The 18,249-nt window shown below is 74.4% G+C and carries 14 protein-coding genes; 6 read left to right on the top strand and 8 right to left on the bottom strand.

Translation table 11 applies throughout. The features are described 5' to 3' along the window. Position 1: 1 nt before the first annotated feature. On the bottom strand, positions 2–1,378 hold the full coding sequence (locus HPT28_RS04195) for a family 2B encapsulin nanocompartment shell protein (RefSeq protein WP_219089319.1): 1,377 nt from the start codon (positions 1,376–1,378) through the stop codon (positions 2–4). Between the two features lie 51 nt (positions 1,379–1,429). Beyond that, the gene (locus HPT28_RS04190) at positions 1,430–2,851 is read right to left on the bottom strand and encodes a family 2B encapsulin nanocompartment shell protein (RefSeq protein WP_374226914.1); all 1,422 of its coding nucleotides are present in this window, start codon (positions 2,849–2,851) and stop codon (positions 1,430–1,432) included. A gap of 478 nt (positions 2,852–3,329) precedes the next feature. On the opposite strand from HPT28_RS04190, the gene HPT28_RS04185 reads away from it, so the two are divergent. Then, positions 3,330–5,801, top strand: coding sequence for a right-handed parallel beta-helix repeat-containing protein (locus tag HPT28_RS04185; RefSeq protein WP_219089317.1), 2,472 nt, complete (start codon positions 3,330–3,332; stop codon positions 5,799–5,801). A 61-nt stretch (positions 5,802–5,862) separates the two neighbouring features. Here the strand turns inward: HPT28_RS04185 and HPT28_RS04180 are convergent, their stop codons facing one another. Beyond that, positions 5,863–8,358 (bottom strand): hypothetical protein, encoded by a 2,496-nt coding sequence (locus HPT28_RS04180; RefSeq protein WP_219089315.1) that lies wholly within the window; start codon positions 8,356–8,358, stop codon positions 5,863–5,865. A 219-nt stretch (positions 8,359–8,577) separates the two neighbouring features. Continuing rightward, the gene (locus tag HPT28_RS04175; RefSeq protein ID WP_308119072.1) at positions 8,578–9,741 is read right to left on the bottom strand and encodes a PLP-dependent cysteine synthase family protein; all 1,164 of its coding nucleotides are present in this window, start codon (positions 9,739–9,741) and stop codon (positions 8,578–8,580) included. A gap of 120 nt (positions 9,742–9,861) precedes the next feature. Here HPT28_RS04175 and HPT28_RS04170 point away from each other — a divergent pair, with 120 nt between their 5' ends. From HPT28_RS04170 to HPT28_RS04160, 3 genes are all read left to right on the top strand, one after another. Continuing rightward, the gene (locus HPT28_RS04170; RefSeq protein ID WP_219089312.1) at positions 9,862–10,200 is read left to right on the top strand and encodes a hypothetical protein; all 339 of its coding nucleotides are present in this window, start codon (positions 9,862–9,864) and stop codon (positions 10,198–10,200) included. 143 nt (positions 10,201–10,343) lie between these two features. Continuing rightward, on the top strand, positions 10,344–10,892 hold the full coding sequence (locus HPT28_RS04165; protein ID WP_219089310.1) for an ATP-binding protein: 549 nt from the start codon (positions 10,344–10,346) through the stop codon (positions 10,890–10,892). 84 nt (positions 10,893–10,976) lie between these two features. Continuing rightward, positions 10,977–11,759: an alpha/beta fold hydrolase gene (locus HPT28_RS04160; RefSeq protein WP_219089308.1), complete on the top strand. Its 783-nt coding sequence runs from the start codon at positions 10,977–10,979 to the stop codon at positions 11,757–11,759. On the opposite strand, the gene HPT28_RS04155 is transcribed toward HPT28_RS04160, so the two are convergent. Beyond that, positions 11,725–12,264: a GNAT family N-acetyltransferase gene (locus tag HPT28_RS04155; RefSeq protein WP_219089305.1), complete on the bottom strand. Its 540-nt coding sequence runs from the start codon at positions 12,262–12,264 to the stop codon at positions 11,725–11,727. The genes HPT28_RS04160 and HPT28_RS04155 overlap by 35 nt on opposite strands. Then, positions 12,264–13,496, bottom strand: a complete 1,233-nt coding sequence (locus HPT28_RS04150) for an ROK family protein (protein ID WP_374226913.1) — start codon at positions 13,494–13,496, stop codon at positions 12,264–12,266. The genes HPT28_RS04155 and HPT28_RS04150 overlap by 1 nt, the downstream gene beginning before the upstream one ends. Before the next feature lie 175 nt (positions 13,497–13,671). On the opposite strand from HPT28_RS04150, the gene HPT28_RS04145 reads away from it, so the two are divergent. Beyond that, positions 13,672–14,181 (top strand): DUF4442 domain-containing protein, encoded by a 510-nt coding sequence (locus HPT28_RS04145; protein WP_219089301.1) that lies wholly within the window; start codon positions 13,672–13,674, stop codon positions 14,179–14,181. A 66-nt stretch (positions 14,182–14,247) separates the two neighbouring features. Here HPT28_RS04145 and HPT28_RS04140 read toward each other — a convergent pair whose 3' ends face one another. Continuing rightward, entirely contained in the window at positions 14,248–15,420 is a 1,173-nt protein-coding gene (locus HPT28_RS04140) for a geranylgeranyl reductase family protein (RefSeq protein ID WP_308119071.1), read from the bottom strand. 233 nt (positions 15,421–15,653) lie between these two features. Here HPT28_RS04140 and HPT28_RS04135 point away from each other — a divergent pair, with 233 nt between their 5' ends. Further along, the gene (locus tag HPT28_RS04135; protein WP_219089298.1) at positions 15,654–17,111 is read left to right on the top strand and encodes a dipeptidase; all 1,458 of its coding nucleotides are present in this window, start codon (positions 15,654–15,656) and stop codon (positions 17,109–17,111) included. A 57-nt stretch (positions 17,112–17,168) separates the two neighbouring features. Here the strand turns inward: HPT28_RS04135 and HPT28_RS04130 are convergent, their stop codons facing one another. Beyond that, positions 17,169–18,191, bottom strand: coding sequence for an NUDIX hydrolase (locus HPT28_RS04130; protein WP_219089297.1), 1,023 nt, complete (start codon positions 18,189–18,191; stop codon positions 17,169–17,171). Positions 18,192–18,249 lie beyond the last annotated feature (58 nt).

Here is an 18,249-nt window from a genome sequence, read left to right as displayed (position 1 = left end):
CCTACAACTGCACGTCCTCCAGGATGCCGAGGGCGTCGGGGACCAGGACGGCGGCCGAGAAGTAGGCGCTGACCAGGTAGGAGATGATCGCCTTCTCGTCGACGCCCATGAACCGGGCGTTGAGGCCGGGTTCCAGTTCGTCGGGGATGCCCGCCTGGTGCAGGCCGACGACGCCCTGGTTGTCCTGCCCGACCCTCAGGGCCAGGACCGAGCTGGTGTTGGCCGGGCTGATGGGGATCTTGTTGCAGGGCAGCAGTGGGATGCCGCGCCAGGCGCGCACCGTGCTGCCGTCCACCTCCGTCTGCGCCGGGTAGATCCCCCGCGCGCTGCACTCCTGGCCGATCGCCGCGATGGTGCGGGGGTGGGCCAGGAGGAACTGCGTCTTGCGGCGCCGGGAGATCAGGTCGTCCAGATCCTCGGGCGTGGGCGGCCCGGAGCGCGTGTGCAGGCGCTGACGGGGATCGGCGTTGTGCAGCAGCCCGAACTCGCGGTTGTTGACGATCTCGTGCTCCTGGCGCTCGCGCAGGGCCTCGACCGTGAGCCGCAGTTGCTCCTCGACCTGGTTCATCGGCTCGTTGAACAGATCGGCGACGCGGCTGTGGACCCGCAGCACCGTCTGCGCCACGCTCAGCTCGTACTCGCGCGGCGCGATCTCGTAGTCCACGAAGGTTCCCGGCAGATCCGGCTCCCCCGCATGGCCCGAGGCCAGGGCGATGTCGGCCTCACCCCGCCTGTTCTGCCGGGGGATCGCCGGCCGGGAGCGGCCGGCCAGGTGCTCGCGCAGGGCTCCGGAGTTCTCGGCGACGCGTCGGACCTCGGCCAGGGGCAGCGCCAGCACAGTGCAGTGGGTGAGGGCGTGCAGCGTGTGGCCCCAGGTGCCGGGCTCCCCGCTCAGCGCCTCGTCGCCCGCCCACTCTCCGTCGGCGAGACGGCCGAGGTCGGTCTCGGCGTCGTAGGCGCCCGCCGCCCGTTTGCCGATCTTGCCGTGGACGATGAGGAGCACCTCATCGACCGGCCGGCCCTCTTCGGCGAGGAGTTCCCCCGGGCCGTACTCGCGCTGGACGCAGCGGTCGGCCAGTGCGGAGAGTTCGTCGGTGCCCTCGAAGCCCTGTAGGGCGGGGAGTTCGGTCAGCTCCGCCGGGACGACCCGGGCCTCGGTACCGGTGACGAGGAACTCCACGCGACCGTTGCCGAGGGTGTGGCACAGGCGCCGGTTCACCCTGAAGGTGCCGGCGGACACCTGGACCCAGGGCAGGATCTTCAGCAGCCAGCGCGAGGAGATGCCCTGCATCTGCGGGGGCGTCTTCGTCGTCGTCGCCAGCTGCCGGGCGGCGGCGGTGGCGAGACTGGTGGGTTGCGTCGTGTGGGGTGTGGTCATGTCGCGTCAGCCTTCGTTCGCGGGCGGTGGGGGGTGTCGAGCCGGGGCATGTCAGTTGCCCACTTCCACGTCCTGGAGAATTCCCAAGGCATCCGGAACAAGTACCGCGGCGGAGAAATAGGCGCTGACGAGATACGAGATAATGGCCTTCTCGTTGATTCCCATGAATCGCGCGGAAAGACTCGGCTGAATCTCGTCGGGAATTCCGGTGCGATGCAGCCCCACGACGCCCTGGGCCTTTTCCCCCGTGCGCATGGCCAGGATGGAGCTGCTGCCCTGCGCCGTCACCGGGATCTTGTTGCAGGGCAGGACGGGCACCCCGCGCCAGGCGGGGACCTGGTGCCCCTGGACGTCCAGAGTCGAGGGGTAGATCCCGCGGCGGCTGCACTCCCGGCCGAAGGCGGCGATGGCCTTGGGGTGCGCGAGGATGACGCTCGGGTCCTTCCACACGGTGGCGAGGAGTTCGTCCATGTCGTCGGGAGTGGGCGGGCCGGTGCGGGTGTGCACGCGCTGACCGAGGTCGGCGTTGTGCAGGAGGCCGAAGTCCCGGTTGTTGACCATCTCGTGCTCCTGGCGCTCGCGCAGGGCCTCGACGGTCAGCCGGATCTGCTCCTCGACCTGGTTCATCGGCTCGTTGTAGAGGTCGGCGACGCGGCTGTGGACCCGCAGCACCGTCTGCGCCACGCTCAGCTCGTACTCGCGCGGCGCGACGTCGTAGTCCACGAAGGTTCCCGGCAGATCCGGCTCCCCCGCGTGGCCGGCGGCGAGCTCGATCGCCCGCTCTCCCTCGGCGTTGCACTGCCCGGGGACGGCGCTGCGGAAGGCGGCGAGGTGTTCGCGCAGGCCGGAGGAGCGCTCGGCGGCCTGCGCCAGGGCGTCCCTGGGCAGCAGGAGGACCGTGCCGCTGGTGACGGACCGCAGGGTGACGTCCCAGGCGCCCGGGGACTCGGCGGCCACCTCCCGGGAGCCGGCGTGGCCGCCGTCGGCCAGCACGCCGAGGGCGGACTCCTCGTCATAGAGGCCCGCGCCGAGCTTGCGCAGCTTGCCATGGGCGATGAGCACGGCGTGCTCGACGGGGGTGCCCGCCTCCACGATGACCTCGTCGGGGCCGAAGTCGCGCTGGACACAGCGGTCGGCGAGGTGGGCCAGCACCTCCGGGTCGGAGAAGCCGCGCAGCGGTGGCAGCTCCCGCAACTCCTCGGGGATGACGCGGACCTCACTTCCGGTGCTGGTGAACTCCACCCGCCCGTCCCCGAGGGTGTGTGTCAGGCGGCGGTTGACCCGGAAGGTGCCGCCGGAGACCTGGACCCAGGGCAGGACGCGCAGCAGCCACCGCGAGGTGATGCCCTGCATCTGCGGCGGCGTCTTCGTTGTCGTCGCCAGCTGCCGTGCCGCGGCCGTGGCGAGACTGAGTCGCGCGTCGGAGCCGTTGTTGCCGGAACGCGTCTCGATCGGATCGACCGAAGTCGTCACGCAGGACACCACCTATCAATACCCATGAATGTGAGCGCAGGCGAGTTCCCGCCTGCCGTGCGCGATGAAACTAACCAGCCGGGAAGGCGTGCGGCAATCACTCAAAAGAATCGCAACCAGCGTGAATACGCATCCGGTGAACCGGGTATCGCCACGAACAATTCCGGCGCATATCCACCGTCCGTGACCGGGAAACCCCGACGGTTACGCGCTGTGACGTCCAGCCCAACAACTCCCCGGATTCCCGCCGGGAGCACAGGGGGCGCGTGCGGCGCACGGCGGGGCGCTCACCCAGACGCCCGACGCCGCCGCAGGCGCCCGGCCGCCCGGCGTCTGCCCAGGGGGGAACGCGTGTCGGGCACACCGCGGTTACACGCTACGGTGGTGCCCCGCCGCCCGCGTCGGCGGACCCTGCGCCGCTCTCCCGTGGGCGGCGCGCTCTCGCACGCTTCGCACGAGGTTTGGGGCACGACGGTCCATGGCTCACGGCTCGGTCCAGGTGACGTACACCAGCACGTCGCGGTGGCGGCGCCGCACCGGGGACTTCCCCTCGCTGGCGGCCGCGCTCGACGTCGCGGGCGACGGAGACGTGGTGACGGTCGCTCCCGGCACCTACCGCGAGAACCTGGTCATCGAACACGCCATCACCCTGCGCGGGCCAGAGCGGGCCGGTGCCGGCTCGGTGCGCATCAGCCCGCCCGACGGCGTGCCGCTGACCCTCCGCGCCCCCGCCGACGTCCGGGACCTCCAGATCGAGGGGCAGGACCAGTCGGCGCCCGCCCTGCTCGTGGAGGAGGGGGCCGGGGGCACGCCCGAACTGACCGGGCTGCGTGTGGTGACGCGCTCGGCCAGCGGTATCGAGGTGCGCGGCGGCGCACGTCCCACCGTGCGCCGCTGCGTCGTGGACAACCCGGCGGGCGTCGGCATCGCCCTGTCCGGGGCCGCGGGCGGGCTGTTCGAGGAGTGCGAGGTCGTGGCGGCCGGGCAGGCCGGTTTCGACATACGCGGGGCCGCCCACCCCCGGCTCGACCGCTGCCGGGTGCACCACACCGGCGGGGCCGGGCTCGCGCTCAGCGGCGAGAACACCGCCGTGGAGGCCGTGGGCTGCGAGTTCTACGAGGTACGCGGCAGCGGGGTGCACGTCACGGCCCGGGCTTTGGGCCAGTTGACGGACTGCCACGTGCACCGCACCACGTCCGACGGCCTGACCCTGGACACCGACGCCGTCCTCATCCTCACCGACTGCGACATCCACGACATCCCGGAGAACGCCGTGGACCTGCGGTCCCGTTCGGTGCTGACGCTCGTCCGCTCGTCGGTGCGCCGTTTCGGCCGCAACGGGCTGTCGGTGTGGGACCCGGGGACCCGTGTGGACGCGAACCGCTGCGAGATCCACGAGAGCACCGGTGACTACCCCGCGGTCTGGGTCAGCGACGGCGCCTCGGCCGTCCTGGAGGCCTGCCGCGTGCACACCGTCCCCGACGCGCTGTTCGTGCTCGACCGCGGTTCGCGCGCCGACGTGGTCGACAGCGACCTGACGCAGGTGCGCGGCACCGCCGTGTCGGTCAGCGACGGCGCCACCGTGGAGCTGGACGACTGCCGCATCCGGGAGGCGTCCACCGGGGCGTGGTTCCGCGACCACGGCAGCGGCGGGACGCTCGCCGGCTGCACGATCGACGGCGCGGCCACCGGTGTCATCGTGACCAAGGGCGCCGACCCCGTCCTCGACCGCTGCACGGTCACGGGCCCCTCCGAGGCCGGCTTCTACGTCTCCGCCGAGGGCCGGGGCACGTTCACGCGGTGCCGCGTGACCGGCTCACGCGGCTACGGGTTCCACGTCATCGACGGCTGCCGGACGACGCTGCGGCGCTGTCGTACCGAGCGCTGCGCGCGCGGGGGCTACGAGTTCGCCGAGGACGGCCCGCGGGCCGAGGAGTGCACCAGCGACGAGACGGCCTCGGCGGCCGGACCGGAGCCCGCGCGCACGGAGGCCGGAGGCGGGGTGGGCCTGCTCACGCCGGTGCCGCTGCCCGCCCCCGCCCGGCCGGCCGCACTCACGGCGGGCACGCCGGCGGCCTCGACCCCGGGGACGGCGACGGGGACGGCCACCGGGGAGGACACACCGCCGCGGCCCGCGGCCCGCCCGGCCGCAGAGGTGCTGGCCGAACTCGACGCCCTCGTCGGGCTGGAGAGCGTCAAGCGCGAGGTGCGGGCGCTGACGGACATGATCGAGGTCGGCCGGCGGCGGCAGCGGGCAGGGCTCAAGGCCGCCTCGGTCCGCCGCCACCTGGTGTTCACCGGCTCGCCGGGGACGGGCAAGACCACCGTGGCCCGGCTCTACGGCGAGATCCTGCACGCTCTGGAGGTCCTCGAACGCGGTCACCTCGTGGAGGTCTCCCGCGTCGACCTCGTCGGCGAGCACATCGGCTCCACGGCCCAGCGCACCCAGGAGGCGTTCCAACGGGCCCGGGGCGGGGTGCTGTTCATCGACGAGGCGTACGCCCTCTCCCCCGAGGACGCCGGCCGGGACTTCGGCCGCGAGGCCATCGACACCCTGGTCAAGCTGATGGAGGACCACCGCGACGAGGTCGTGGTGATCGTCGCCGGGTACACGGCGGAGATGGAGCGCTTCCTGGCCGTCAACCCCGGTGTGGCCTCGCGCTTCTCCCGGACCATCGCCTTCGGCGACTACACGGCCGACGAGCTGCTGCGCATCGTCGAACAGCAGGCGGACGAGCAGGAGTACCACCTCGGCGACGGCACGGCGGAGGCCCTGCTGAAGTACTTCGAGAACGTGCCGCGCGGCCCGTCCTTCGGCAACGGGCGCACCGCCCGCCAGACCTTCGAGGCGATGGTCGAGCGGCACGCGGGCCGGGTGGCGGGGCTGCCGGACCCCAGCACGGAGGAACTGACGCTGCTCTACGCCGAGGACCTGCCGGCCCTGCCCTGACCGCCGGGCCTGCCCGGGCCGCACCGGCGTTCCCGGCGCGCGGGCGCGGGTGAGCCCGGGTTCACGACTCGTCCTCGGGAGGCGACTCCCCGGCCCCGGAGCGGCCCTCGGGCGGGCTCTCCCCAGCCGCCTCGCGCCGTGCCTCGCGCCCGGCGTCGTCCGCCGTCGGCTCGGGTGCCGTCCGGGCCCGGGGCGGGCGGAGGGCGGCGGACGACGTGCGGCAGGCCGCCCCGGCCTGGCGGCGACGCGTGCCGAGGCGGGCGAGGAGTTCCGCCCGCTCGTCGGCGAAGCAGGGATCCAGGTGGTAGTCGCTGTGCCCCAGGACAGGGGCGAGCAGCGGGTCGTGCAGCGTCCGCCCGAAGCTCCGCGGGTCCGGCAAGGGGCCGCGGTCGACATCGGCCACCTTGACCGGTCCGCCGATCGGGTCTGTCAGCCGCCACAGGTTGCGCCAGTGGTCGACCTGCCCGGCGAGCGACCGGAGGGGTTCGGGGCCGAAGGAGTCGGGGAACCAGCGCCCGTAGAGCCGCTCCAGCGGTGAGCCGTAGGTCAGCAGGGCGACGCGGCTGCGGGTTTCCGGGTCGAGCTGCCACACGGCCGCCGCCGCCAGCACGCTGCCCTGCGAGTGCCCGGAGATGACGAGCCGGCCCCCCGTCAGCTCGGTCCAGGTGCGCATCCGCCAGGTGAGGTCGGGAACGGCCCGCTCGGCGTAGCAGGGCGGGGCGAAGGGGTGGGCCGCGCGCGGCCAGAACGTTCCGACGTCCCACAGGATGCCGACGGTGCGGCGGGCTCCGGCATCGGTGTAGGCGCGGCGGCCGGTGGTGAGGAGCAGCAGGACGAGCCCGCCCATCAGCCAGGAGCCCACGCCCTGGGCCAGGTCGGCGGTCGCGGCCAGCGGTGGCGGCGCGCCCTCCAGGGCCCGTTGCGGGACGTCGCCGCTCACCAGGGCGCCGACGACCGCCCCCGCGCCGAGCAGCGCGGTGAGGGACGCGACCGTCCCGACGAGGACGGGGCCCTGGTCGGTGACGCCGGCGCGGGCGATGGCGGCGGCGATGCGCGCGCTGCGGCGCGGCAGCCGGGCGGTGTCCTCGTCGGGGTATCCCCGGGCGACGTCCGGGATCAGCCGTCGTCCCAGCCGCCACACCCGGGCCGCGCAGACGGCGACGAAGACGGCGACGGCGAGGACGACGACGGGGATCACGGCGGCCTGCCACGTCAGCACGACCGGCGGTCCGGCGATCCCGGCGCCCGGCCGGTCCGCGGACGAGCCGGGGCCGAGCGCCTCGGCCACCCGCTGGGCGACACCGCCGCTCATCAACTCCCCCAGGGCGCAGGCGAGGAGGGCGACCGCCGGCCCGCCCAGGCCGTGCAGGGCGCTGCGCCGTCCGGCCGGTGCCCGCCGGTGCAGCACGAGGGCGGTGGCGGCGAGGGCGAGGACGAGCGCGCCCTGCACCACGGTGGAGGCGCCGAAGTACCCGGTGCCGGGGAGTTGGGCGCTGGCCCGCCAGCCGGGCCGGTCCCAGCCGGTGTGCACGGCCGTCAGCCCGAGCAGGGCCAGGGCGGCCCAGGGCAGCAGCCGTGCGGAGAGGGTCTCGGGCCGGTCGTCGGTGCGGCGTTCGCTCCGGCCGCGCCGGACCACCACGGCGCCCACGGCCGCCCAGCCCGTCGCGCACAGCGCGGCCAGCACGAGCCCCGTCGTCCGCAGCGCCCCGCCGTGGCCGGCGTCGTGCTGGGCCGCGGCGACCTGGAGCGCGGTGGCGACCGTGAGCAGGGACGCGGCGGTGTGGGCCGCGCGCAGGCGGGCCACGAGGCGGCGGCCGTACCAGAAGCCCGGAAGGCTCAGCGGCTGCCGTCCGTCCTGCTCCCGCGCCTTCGCCGCGGCCACCCCCGGTAGGTCGGCGGCGGGCGGGGTGACCGACTCGTACTCTCCCCAGGTGCGGCGGGAGAGCCACCACAGCAGCGCGGTGACGGCCAGGGGCACGACGGCGGCGACGACCAGCCGACGACCCGGCAGGCTCCACCAGCCGCCGTCGCGCTCGGCGAGGAACGCCAGCCAGGAGGCGCCGTCCGCGCAGCCCGCCGAGCCGGCACACTGCCAGGCCACGAGATCGAGGGCGACTTCGCAGGCGGCGGCGGTGAGCAGCACCGTCAGGGAGAGCGCGGTGAGCCGTACGAGCACGGAGTAGAGGCGGTGCGCCGGGTGACCGCGGGGCGCCGCGGGGCGCATCCAGTGCGCCAGGTTGACGATCATGAACGGCAGCAGGACCAGCCACAGGGCGCGGGCCCCGTCGCCCGAGGTGAGCCCCGACCAGCAGTACGCCTCCCGGACCGGGCGGCCGCCGTGCCCGCGGCGGTGCTCGGCCTCGGTGTCCTCGGCCCGGCGGTGGATCCCCGCCGTGTCGTCGCCGGTGACCCGCACCGTGCGCGGGTCCTCCAGCATGCGCTCGGGCGTGGCACCGCCGACTCCGTGCACCAGCAGCTCCAGTGACGGGCCGACAGGCGGTCCGGCCTGGTGCCGGGGCAGGGAGCCCGGTGTGCGCATGTGCGGTACGTCAGCCATCGTCGGTCCCCCCGGGGTTCCGGTGTCGCCGTCCCAGCATCGGACCGCCGGGCCCGCCGGACCAGCCCCGCGCGGTGAAGGCGGGACGAAATCGTCGTCCTCGCCGGTGAGGTGGTGGTGTCGGAGCACAATCTGTCGGAGGGGCGACCCGCCGTCATCTACCGGCTCCGCCCGGCGCGTCGCGCGGGTGCCCGCAGTCGGGCGCCAGGGCGGGGAGCCCTAGTCGGCGGGCGGTCGCCCGGGCCAGCGTCCCGTGGCGAGGAAGGCGGTCAGCGCCTCGCGGTACGGCGTGATGTCCAGGCCCTGTTCGGCCAGCCAGGTGTCGGAGTAGTACTTGTCCAGGTAGCGCTCGCCGGGGTCGCAGATGAGGGTGACGACGGAGCCGCGCTCGCCGGTGGCGACCATCTCGGCGACGATCTTCAGCGCGCTCCACAGCCCGGTGCCGGTCGAGCCGCCGGCCCGGCGTCCCACGTGGCCCTCCAGCAGGCGGACGGCGGCGACGCTGGCCGCGTCGGGCACCTTCATCATCCGGTCGATGGCCCCGGGCACGAAGCTGGGTTCCATGCGGGGGCGTCCGATGCCCTCGATCCGGGAGCCGCAGGCACTGGCCGCCTCCGGGTCGCCGTGCACCCAGCCGTCGAAGAAGCAGGAGTTCTCCGGGTCGGGTACGCAGATGCGGGTGTCGTACTGCATGTAGCGCACGTAGCGCCCGATGGTGGCGGAGGTGCCGCCGGTTCCGGCCGCCGCCACGATCCAGGCGGGCTCGGGGTAACGTTCCAGCCTCAGCTGGTGGTAGATGGACTCGGCGATGTTGTTGTTGCCCCGCCAGTCCGTCGCGCGTTCGGCGTAGGTGAACTGGTCCATGTAGTGGCCGCCGGTCTCGGCGGCGAGCCGGGCCGAGACCTCGTAGACGGTCTGCGGGTCGTCCACGAGATGGCAGCGGCCTCCCTGGAACTCGATGAGCCGGGTCTTCTCCCGGCTGGTGGAGCGGGGCATGACGGCGATGAACGGGACGCCGATCAGCGAGGCGAAATAGGCCTCGGAGACGGCGGTCGAGCCGCTGGACGCCTCGATGACGGGCTTGCCGGGGCGAATCCAGCCGTTGCACAGCCCGTAGAGGAAGAGCGAGCGGGCGAGCCGGTGCTTCAGACTGCCGGTGGGGTGCGTGGACTCGTCCTTCAGGTACAGGTCGATGCCCCAGGTCTCGGGCAGGGGGAAGCGCAGGAGATGCGTGTCGGCACTGCGGTTGGCGTCGGCCTGCACCCTGCGGACGGCGTCCTTCAGCCAGGCCCGGTAGCCGGGGTCGCTGCGGTCCACGTCCACGGTGTCCGCCGGCCCGGCGGAGGGCGGCGCCGCCTGGGCGGCGGGGGCGGTTCGGGGCACGTTCTCGCTGTTCACGGGTGTGATGATATGCGGCCTCTGGCGGGGTCCGGGGACGCCCGGGCACACTGCGTAGAGGAGAGCGGCCGCCGACGGGCGGCCGCGCGGCGGAGGCGGTGCGCGATGACCGATCCCGAGTTCGAGACCGAGGGAGTCCCGGTGCGCCGACTGCTGCGCACGCTCACCCGGGCGGGCCGGGTGGTGGTGCACTCGGGCCGGCTGGCCCTGCTCACCAGCTACGGCCGGGAGTTCGACAGTGCTCCCGTGACACGGGCACGGCTGCAGCGCCCCTGGGCACCGCTGCGGCGTGCGGGCAGCCGGCGTACGGTGCTGGTGCTCGGCGGCACCCGGTACGTTCTGGACCTCTCCTCCGGGGAGCGCGAACGGCTGTCCGCAGCCCTCGGTGACGCCCGGGAGCGGGCGGCGAAGATCGCCTCGGATCGACGCATCGTGCACCCTTGAATACCACCCGATTTGCGCAACCATGTGAGCTGAATCACGCTGGTAAGTCGTCGGGTCCGTGGCGGCAGCGCCTTCCCGGACCTCCCGCGGCCCGACGCGTCCACCGCCACGCACGTCGCCCCCGGCCCCAGGGAGTCGCAGCCGTGATCAGTCACCCCACCCCCAGCAGGCACTGCGCGGTCGAGTTCCAGGCCCTGCCCTCGCGCATCGGTCAGGTCCGCCGCATCGTCTCCGCCCAGCTTCGCTACTGGCACCTGCCCCACCTCGTCGACACCGCCGCGCTCGGCGTCACCGAGCTGCTGGCCAATGTCCACCGGCATACCGGCGCCGACAAACAGTGCACTGTCGAAATCGTCCTGCTGTGGGACCGGTTGACGATCTCCGTGCGCGACCACGACCCGCGGCTGCCGGAGGTCCGGTCGGCGGGTTCGACGGCCACCAGCGGCCGTGGGCTGGCGCTCGTCGCCGCGGTGAGCGAGAGCTGGGGCATGCGGGCCCAGCAGGGCGGGGAGGGCAAGGTCGTCTGGTTCACCCTGCCCGCTCCGCCGCCGCGACGGCCCCTGGGCGGGGCCGGCCGGGCCGGCCGCCCGGCCCTCGCTGCCGAGGTCCCCGCCAGGGCAGCCGAGGCCGTCGGGGCCGACGTCGGCACCCCGGCCACCGCACCCGACCGGGCCAGCGCGGTACCCGGATGACGCAGCCGCGCCCGAGGCGGGACGGTCAGGGGCTGCGGGGTGGCCGGCGGATCGCGGCACGGTGACAGGGCGTAACATCGCGCCATGGTCAACGAGGCGATACTCAGCGGTGTCCGGACGGCGTATCTGGACGAGGGCGAGGGGGAACCGCTGGTCCTCGTCCACGGGCACCCCTTCGACCACACGCTGTGGGCTGCCCAGACCGCGGAGTTCGCGGCGGCCGGGTACCGCGTCATCGCCCCCGACCTCCGCGGCTACGGGGCCAGCGAGGTCATCCCCGGGGTGACCCCGCTGTCCGACTTCGCCACGGACGTCGCCCTGCTGCTGAACCATCTGCGGGTGGAACGGGCCACCCTGGCCGGGGTGTCGATGGGCGGTCAGATCGCACTGGAGTTCTTCCGCCTCTTCGCCGACCGGGTGGCCCGGCTCGTCCTGTGCGACACCGCGCCCCATCCCGAGACGGAGTCGGGCCGGGCCTGGCGCCGGCAGCTCGCCGAGCGACTCCTGCGGGAGGGCATGGGGGGCTACACGGACGAGGTCCTCGACCGGATGGTGGCTCCGAGGCACGCCGCGGCCTCCCGGCGGGTGAGGGCGATGATGCTCGCCACCTCGCCCCAGGGTGCCGCGGCCGCCCTGCGCGGCCGTGCCGAACGGCCGGACTACACGCCCGTGCTGGCGCGCGTCCGGGTTCCGACCCTGGTGGTCGTCGGGCGGGAGGACACCTACACGCCCGTGGCGGACGCCGAGTTCCTGCACGAGCACATCGCCGGCTCGCGGCTCGCCGTCATCGAGGACGCCGCTCACCTGCCGATGGTGGAGCGGCCCGAGGAGTTCAACCGGGTGCTGGGGGACTTCCTGCGGAGCTGAGGCCCGCGGCCCGGCTCATGCACAGCCGCGGCCAGCGGTCGAGGCCCAGCTCCGCCTCCCTGGCCCTGATCGCGCGCAGCCCGGGCGTCAGTTCGCCCTCGGCCAGGGGGACGAAACCGATGCGTGCGTAGTACGGGCCGTTCCACGGCACGTCGCGGAACGTGGTCAGCGTGAGGGGCGCTCCCCCGCCCTCGGCCGCGGCCCTGTCGATCAGCCGCCGGCCGATGCCCCGGCGTGCCGCCCGCGGATGCACGGACACCTGCTCGATGTGGGTGCGGCCGTCGACGGGCTCGGCCAACAGGTAGGCCACGGGCTCCGGGGAGTCCCCGGGCTCCTCGGCCACCCACAGCCGGCCCGCGGCCCGGTAGCCGTCCAGTTCCCGGAGCGTGGGCGGGGCGTGGTCGGCGATCCCGGCCATGCCCACGGCGCGGAAGAGCTCACCGGCGGCGCGTTCGATCTCCTGGCAGCGGCGCGGGTCGCCGGACGTGCCGGGGCGCAGCCTCATCAGGCCTCCTGCAGCAGCAGCGGATCGTCCAGGACGGGCTGCCAGGCCATCTCCGCCGCTCCGACCAGGGAGTTGTGGTCCAGTGTGCAGGCCAGCACGGGCACCGCGCCGCTGCGGCCCCACAGGCTGCGTTCGGCGACGACGGCGCGCAGCCGCTCCTCGTCGGCCCGCAGCAGCTCACGGTGGAGGCCGCCCAGGATGATGCGGTCGGGATTGAGGATGTTGACGAGCCCGGCCAGTCCCAGCCCGAGCCGGTCGATGAGCCGGTGCACCGCCTCGCGTACCGCCGGGTCGCCGGGGTGTGCGGTGCGCAGCAGGTCCCTGGCCTGGTCCAGGAGGGAGACCTCGGGCCCCGCCTCGCGCCCCGCGGCCTCCAGGAGCGCCAGCGGGTCCGTCTCCACGTCCAGGCAGCCGCGGCCCCCGCAGTGGCAGGGGCGGCCCTGCGGATCCACCGTCAGATGCCCGACCTCCAGGGCCAGTCCGGAGCTGCCCGCGTGCAGCCGGCCGTCCAGCACGAGGGCTCCGCCCACACCGCGGTGGCCGGTCGCCACGCACAGGAGGTGCTGAGCGCCCCGCCCGGCGCCGTGCCGGTGTTCGGCGAGCGCTCCGAGGTTGACGTCGTTGGCGGCGTGCCCGACGGCGATGCTGCCGGGCTCGGGCCCGCTGATCCCCGCCTCGGCGAGGCACTGGCTGAAGACGGCCCGCACCGGCGCGCCGGGCGGCCAGGGGACGTGCAGCGGGTTGAGCGCGGTGCCCTCGGGCTCCGCGACGGCGGAGGGCACCGCGAGCCCGGCCCCCACGCAGCGGCGCCCGGTCCGGCGTAGCAGCCCGGCGCCTTCCTCCACCACCGCGCGCAGCACGTGCACCGGGTCGGCGTCGACGTCACCGCAGCCGGGCGTGGTGGCGACGATGGTGCCGCCGAGGGAGACGAGAGCGGCGCGGAAGCCGTCGGCGTGCACCTGGGCGGCCAGCACCACCGGGCCGTTCGGTTCGACGGCGAGCCGGTGCGAGGGGCGGCCCTGGGACCCGGCCGCCGATCCGGCGGGGCGGGAGTCGACCGTGATGAGGCCGAGCCCCTGGAGCTCCGCGGCGACGGCGCCCGCCGTGGCCCTGGTGACGCCCAACTCGGCGGTGAGTACGGCGCGGGTGGGGGCCCGGCCGGTGTGGACGAGCTGGAGCGCGGGGCCCAGCACGCTGCGCCCCCGGTCCGGGCGGGTTCGGTTGTGGATCACGGTATCCATTCTGACTTTGTCAGATCCATAAACAAAGGCGGGGGTGGCGACCACTGGCCAGACGAGGGGGCGTGACGCCACCGCATCCAGGCGCCCCGCCGGCGGGGGTGTGACCTTCGCCGCCGACGGCACCACACTTGCTACCGATGAGTAACAAGACTGTTAGCCTGACCGCATGGCACGACGACTGAGTGCGGCCACACTGCGCCGCGGCATGAACCTGTGGCCGCCGTTCCTCTTCGCCGGCATCCGAGTCCTGCATCTCGCCGACGACTGGAGCAGCGCCCGGGTACGCCTGCGGCTCGGCCGCTTCAACCGCAACTACTTCGGCACCCACTTCGGCGGTTCGCTCTTCTCGATGACCGACCCGTTCTGGGCCCTGCTGGTCGTCTCGGCACTGGGCCGGGACTACATCGTCTGGGACAAGGCGAGCGAGATCGACTTCGTCGCGCCCGGCCGCGGCGACGTCTTCGCCGACTTCGTCCTCGACCCCGGGCGGCTGGCCGAGATCAAGGCCGCCACGGCCGGTGGCGCCAAGGCCCTCCCCTGGTTCACCTGCACGGTCACCGCCGAGGACGGCAGCACGGTGGCCGAGGTCCGCAAGCAGCTCTACGTCCGCCGCAAGCCCGACCGGCGGGAGGCCGACCGCGACGGCGAGCGACCGCCGGCCCCTGCCCACCGCTGACCACCGCGCCCGGCGCCGGGGTCCCGGAGCACCGCGGCCCGGGCGCGCGGGGCGGGACCGGAGGGCTCAGGGCGTGCGGTCCAGGGCCGTCAGGGCGCGACGGGCCAGCGGATGGGTGCGGATCATCTCGGCGAGCGTCGTCGAGCCGCGCGTGATCCCGGCGAACGTGTTCCAGGCCGGCCGGAACCCCGTCAGCGTCGCGTGCAGCAGCCCGGGGCGGCGGGAGAACACCTGGTGCATCCGGCGCCCCACTCCCATCTCGACGCCCAGTCCCGACTTGATCGCGAAGGCGTAGTTCAGCGCCTGGCGCCGCGCGTCGACCGCGTCCGCCGCCTCCGCGATGCGCACCGCCCACTCCCCCGCCAGCCGGCCCGACCGCAGGGCGTAGGAGATGCCCTCGCGCGTCCAGGGCTCCAGCAGCCCGGCGGCGTCCCCGCACACGAGCACCCGCCCCCGGGTCAGCGGGGAGTCGTCGGCCCGGCAGCGGGTCAGGTGCCCGGAGGAGACCTCGGGCTCGAAACCGGCCAGCCCGAGCCGGGCGATGAAGTCCTCCAGGTAGCGCTTGGTCGCCGCGCCCTCGCCGCGGGCCGAGATGACGCCGACGGTGAGGGTGTCGCCCTTGGGGAACACCCAGCCGTACGAGCCGGGCAGGGGGCCCCAGTCGATGAGGACGCGCCCGGCCCAGTCCTCGGCGACGGTGGCCGGTACCGGGATCTCCGCTTCCAGGCCCAGGTCGACCTGGTCCATCTTCACCCCGACGTGGCCTCCTATGCGGCTGGCGCTGCCGTCCGCGCCGACGACCGCCCGGGCCAGCACCGTCTCCCCGCCGGAGAGGACGACCGCGACCGTGCGCCGGTCGGGGACCGCGGGACCGTGCTGCTCCACGCGGGTGACGGTGACCCCGGTCCGCAGCTCGGCGCCCGCCTTCTGCGCCGCCTCGACGAGCGCCTGGTCGAACTCCGGCCTGTTCACCAGCCCGAAGAGCATCCGGCGCGAGCGGCGGGTCCGGGCGAAGCGGCCGTCGAGGGAGAACGTCACGGCGTGCACCCGGTCCTGAAGGGGCAGTTCGACGCCGGGCGGCAGCGCGTCGCGCGACGGCCCGATGATGCCGCCGCCACACGTCTTGTAGCGCGGCAGCTCCGCCTTCTCCAGCAACAGCACGCGACGGCCCGTCACGGCCGCCGCGTGGGCCGCCGAGGCGCCCGCCGGGCCGGCGCCGACGACGACCACGTCCCACACGGGGGCCGCCTCCCACTCGTCACTCCCGCTGGCGTCGGTTGCCCTGGGCGTGTTCTCGCTGCTCACGATCTGTTCTGCTCCCGCTCGACCGACCGGCCAGGAAGCGCCTGGCCCCTGCGGCATCCTACGGCCAGAGATCACGGCGAGGTGCTATGGGAGGATCACCGTACCGCCGGATGTGCGGCGATCCCGCGCTCCGGCTCCCACCCGGTCCCCCAGGAGGAGCATCCCGCATGGCGCACGAGACGGCGCACGACCCCGCGCACGACGCCACCGCACCGGCCGACGGGCACGCCACCGGCCCGGCAGACGTCATCGCACCCGGCGCCGTCGCCGCCACCGTGGCCGCGCTGCTGCCGCGGGCCCGCGAGGAGCTCACGGAGCTGGTGCGCTTCCAGTCCGTGGCCGACCCGGAGCAGTTCCCCGTCAGCGAGTGCCACGGCGCCGCCCGATGGATCGCGGACGCCCTGCGCGGCGAGGGGTTCACCGATGTGGCCGAGCTGGAGACGCCCGACGGCACGCGCTCGGTCTACGGGCTCCTGCCCGGCCCGGTCGGCGCGCCCACGGTGCTGCTCTACGCCCACTACGACGTCCAGCCGCCGCTGGACCCCGCCGGCTGGGACTCGCCCCCGTTCGAACTGACCGAGCGGGACGGCCGCTGGTACGGCCGGGGCACCGCCGACTGCAAGGGCGGCTTCGTCCTGCATCTGCTCGCGCTGCGGGCGCTGCGGGAACACGGCGGGATCCCGGTCACCGTCAAGATGATCGTGGAGGGTTCGGAGGAGCAGGGCACCGGCGGGCTGGAGCACTACGCGGAGGCCCACCCGGAGCTGCTGGCGGCCGACGCGATCGTCGTCGGGGACTCGGGGAACTTCCGGGCCGGCCAGCCCACGGTCACCAGCGTGCTGCGCGGCATGACGCTGCTGCGCGTGCGGGTGGACACGCTTGAGGGCAACCTGCACTCCGGGCAGTTCGGCGGTGCCGCGCCGGACGCGCTGGGCGCGCTCATCCGCGTACTGGACTCCCTGCGGGCCGAGGACGGCTCGACCTCCGTGGACGGGCTCGCGTCCGACGCCGTGTGGGAGGGCCTGCAGTACCCCGAGGAGGACTTCCGCCGGGACGCCCGGGTGCTCGACGGCGTCGGGCTGATCGGCTCCGGTACGGTCTCGGACCGGCTGTGGGCCCGCCCGGCGGTCACCGTGCTGGGCATCGACTGCCCGCCCGTCGTCGGCGCCACGCCCTCGGTGCAGGCGAGCGCCCGCGCCGTGGTGAGCCTGCGCATCCCGCCGGGCACGGACGCCGTGGAGGCGAACCGGCTACTCGCCGAGCACCTGCGCAAGCGGGCGCCGTGGGGCGCCCGGGTGAGCGTGGAGCAGGTCGGCGAGGGCCAGCCCTTCAGCGCCGACACCGCCAGCCCCGCCTACACGGCCATGCGCGAGGCGATGGCCGAGGCGTACGACGGGGCCGAGATGGCCGTGGCGGGCATGGGCGGCTCCATCCCGCTGTGCAACACGCTCGCCGCGCTCTACCCCGAGGCGGAGATCCTCCTGACCGGGCTGAGCGAGCCGGAGGCGCAGATCCACGCCGTCAACGAGAGCGTGTCGCCCGACGAACTGCGCCGCATGTCGGTGGTGGAGGCGCTCTTCCTGCGCAAGTACGCCGAGCGCCACCGGGGCCCGTCCGCCGGCTGAGCCGTGCCCGGCGCCGTGCACGGCTTCGGGCACGGCGCCGTGCACGGCCTTGGGCGCTCAGCCGACCGGGACGCCCGCTTCGAGGTTCAGCGGGCGCCCGCGGGCCCGGGCGCGCAGCGCCCAGCGCAGCCGCTCCAGCCGCACCGGCGGGAGCAGCCGCGCGGCCTCGTCCTCGGAGACGAAGCGCCAGCCCCGCAGCTCGGCTCCGGGCAACAGCAGTCCGCGGGCGGCGGCCTGTTCCAGACGGCCGCCGTCGAAGAGCAGCCGCAGCCCGCCGTAGGCCGGCGGCGCTGGCGGCTCCCAGTCCACGACGAGCAGCCTGGGCGCCTCCGTCAGGCGCAGGCCCAGCTCCTCGGCGACCTCCCGCACCCCGGCCCGGGCCGGGGCCTCACCCGGCTCGACGACGCCGCCGGGGAACTCCCAGCCCGGCTTGTAGGTGGGGTCGACGAGCAGCACCCGGTCCCGCTCGTCGAAGAGCAGGACCCCGGCGGCCACGGTCTCGCCCGTGGGTTCCGGGGTCTGGACGATCTCGCACGCGCCGGCGCCGTCCTGGACCGCCTTGGCCACCTGCTCCGCCGTCTGGCGCGGCGTCAGGGCACTGGCGTCCACGGTGTGGGCGTCAGCGGCCAGCCAGGCGCGGGCCCGCCGGTAGGCGGTGAGTTCCCGCTCCCTCCGGGCGTGGTGTCCACGGTCCGCGCCGGGTGCCGTGCGGTCGGCGAGACGACTGCGGAGGATCGTTTCATCGACGTCGAGGAGGAAGTGGCGCACCGGGATACGGCGGGAGGCGAGCCCCCCGAAGATCTCGTCCCGGTGCTCCTGGCGCAGCAGCGCCATGGGGGTGATCAACGGGCCGGGCACCTCCCCGAGCAGTGCGGCAGCCGTCTCCACCACCAGACGCCGCCAGCCGGCCAGCTCGTGGCACCCCGACCCCCCGGACGCCCGCTCCCCCGGCAGCAGCGCCCGCAGCTGGGCGCCCACGAGCTCCGGGTCGAACAGGCTGCTGCCGGGAAGCAGCCGCAGCAGCTCCCGGGCAGCGGTGGTCTTGCCGGCGCCGACCGCGCCGTTCAACCAGACGATCACGCGTCCCCCTCCTCATCGCCCCCCTGCTTCCGTGCCCGGTTCGGCCCACCCGGGAAAC

The organism is Streptomyces sp. JJ38 (assembly GCF_019303475.1).
GTDB lineage: Bacteria > Actinomycetota > Actinomycetes > Streptomycetales > Streptomycetaceae > Streptomyces.
This window is presented reverse-complemented; position numbering and strand designations above follow the sequence as displayed.

Coding starts and splice junctions, on each gene's coding strand:
- HPT28_RS04195 (WP_219089319.1), bottom strand. CDS start 1,378: ATGACCACACCCCACACGACGCAACCCACCAGTCTCGCCACCGCCGCC.
- HPT28_RS04185 (WP_219089317.1), top strand. CDS start 3,330: ATGGCTCACGGCTCGGTCCAGGTGACGTACACCAGCACGTCGCGGTGG.
- HPT28_RS04180 (WP_219089315.1), bottom strand. CDS start 8,358: ATGGCTGACGTACCGCACATGCGCACACCGGGCTCCCTGCCCCGGCAC.
- HPT28_RS04170 (WP_219089312.1), top strand. CDS start 9,862: ATGACCGATCCCGAGTTCGAGACCGAGGGAGTCCCGGTGCGCCGACTG.
- HPT28_RS04160 (WP_219089308.1), top strand. CDS start 10,977: ATGGTCAACGAGGCGATACTCAGCGGTGTCCGGACGGCGTATCTGGAC.
- HPT28_RS04155 (WP_219089305.1), bottom strand. CDS start 12,264: ATGAGGCTGCGCCCCGGCACGTCCGGCGACCCGCGCCGCTGCCAGGAG.
- HPT28_RS04145 (WP_219089301.1), top strand. CDS start 13,672: ATGGCACGACGACTGAGTGCGGCCACACTGCGCCGCGGCATGAACCTG.
- HPT28_RS04135 (WP_219089298.1), top strand. CDS start 15,654: ATGGCGCACGAGACGGCGCACGACCCCGCGCACGACGCCACCGCACCG.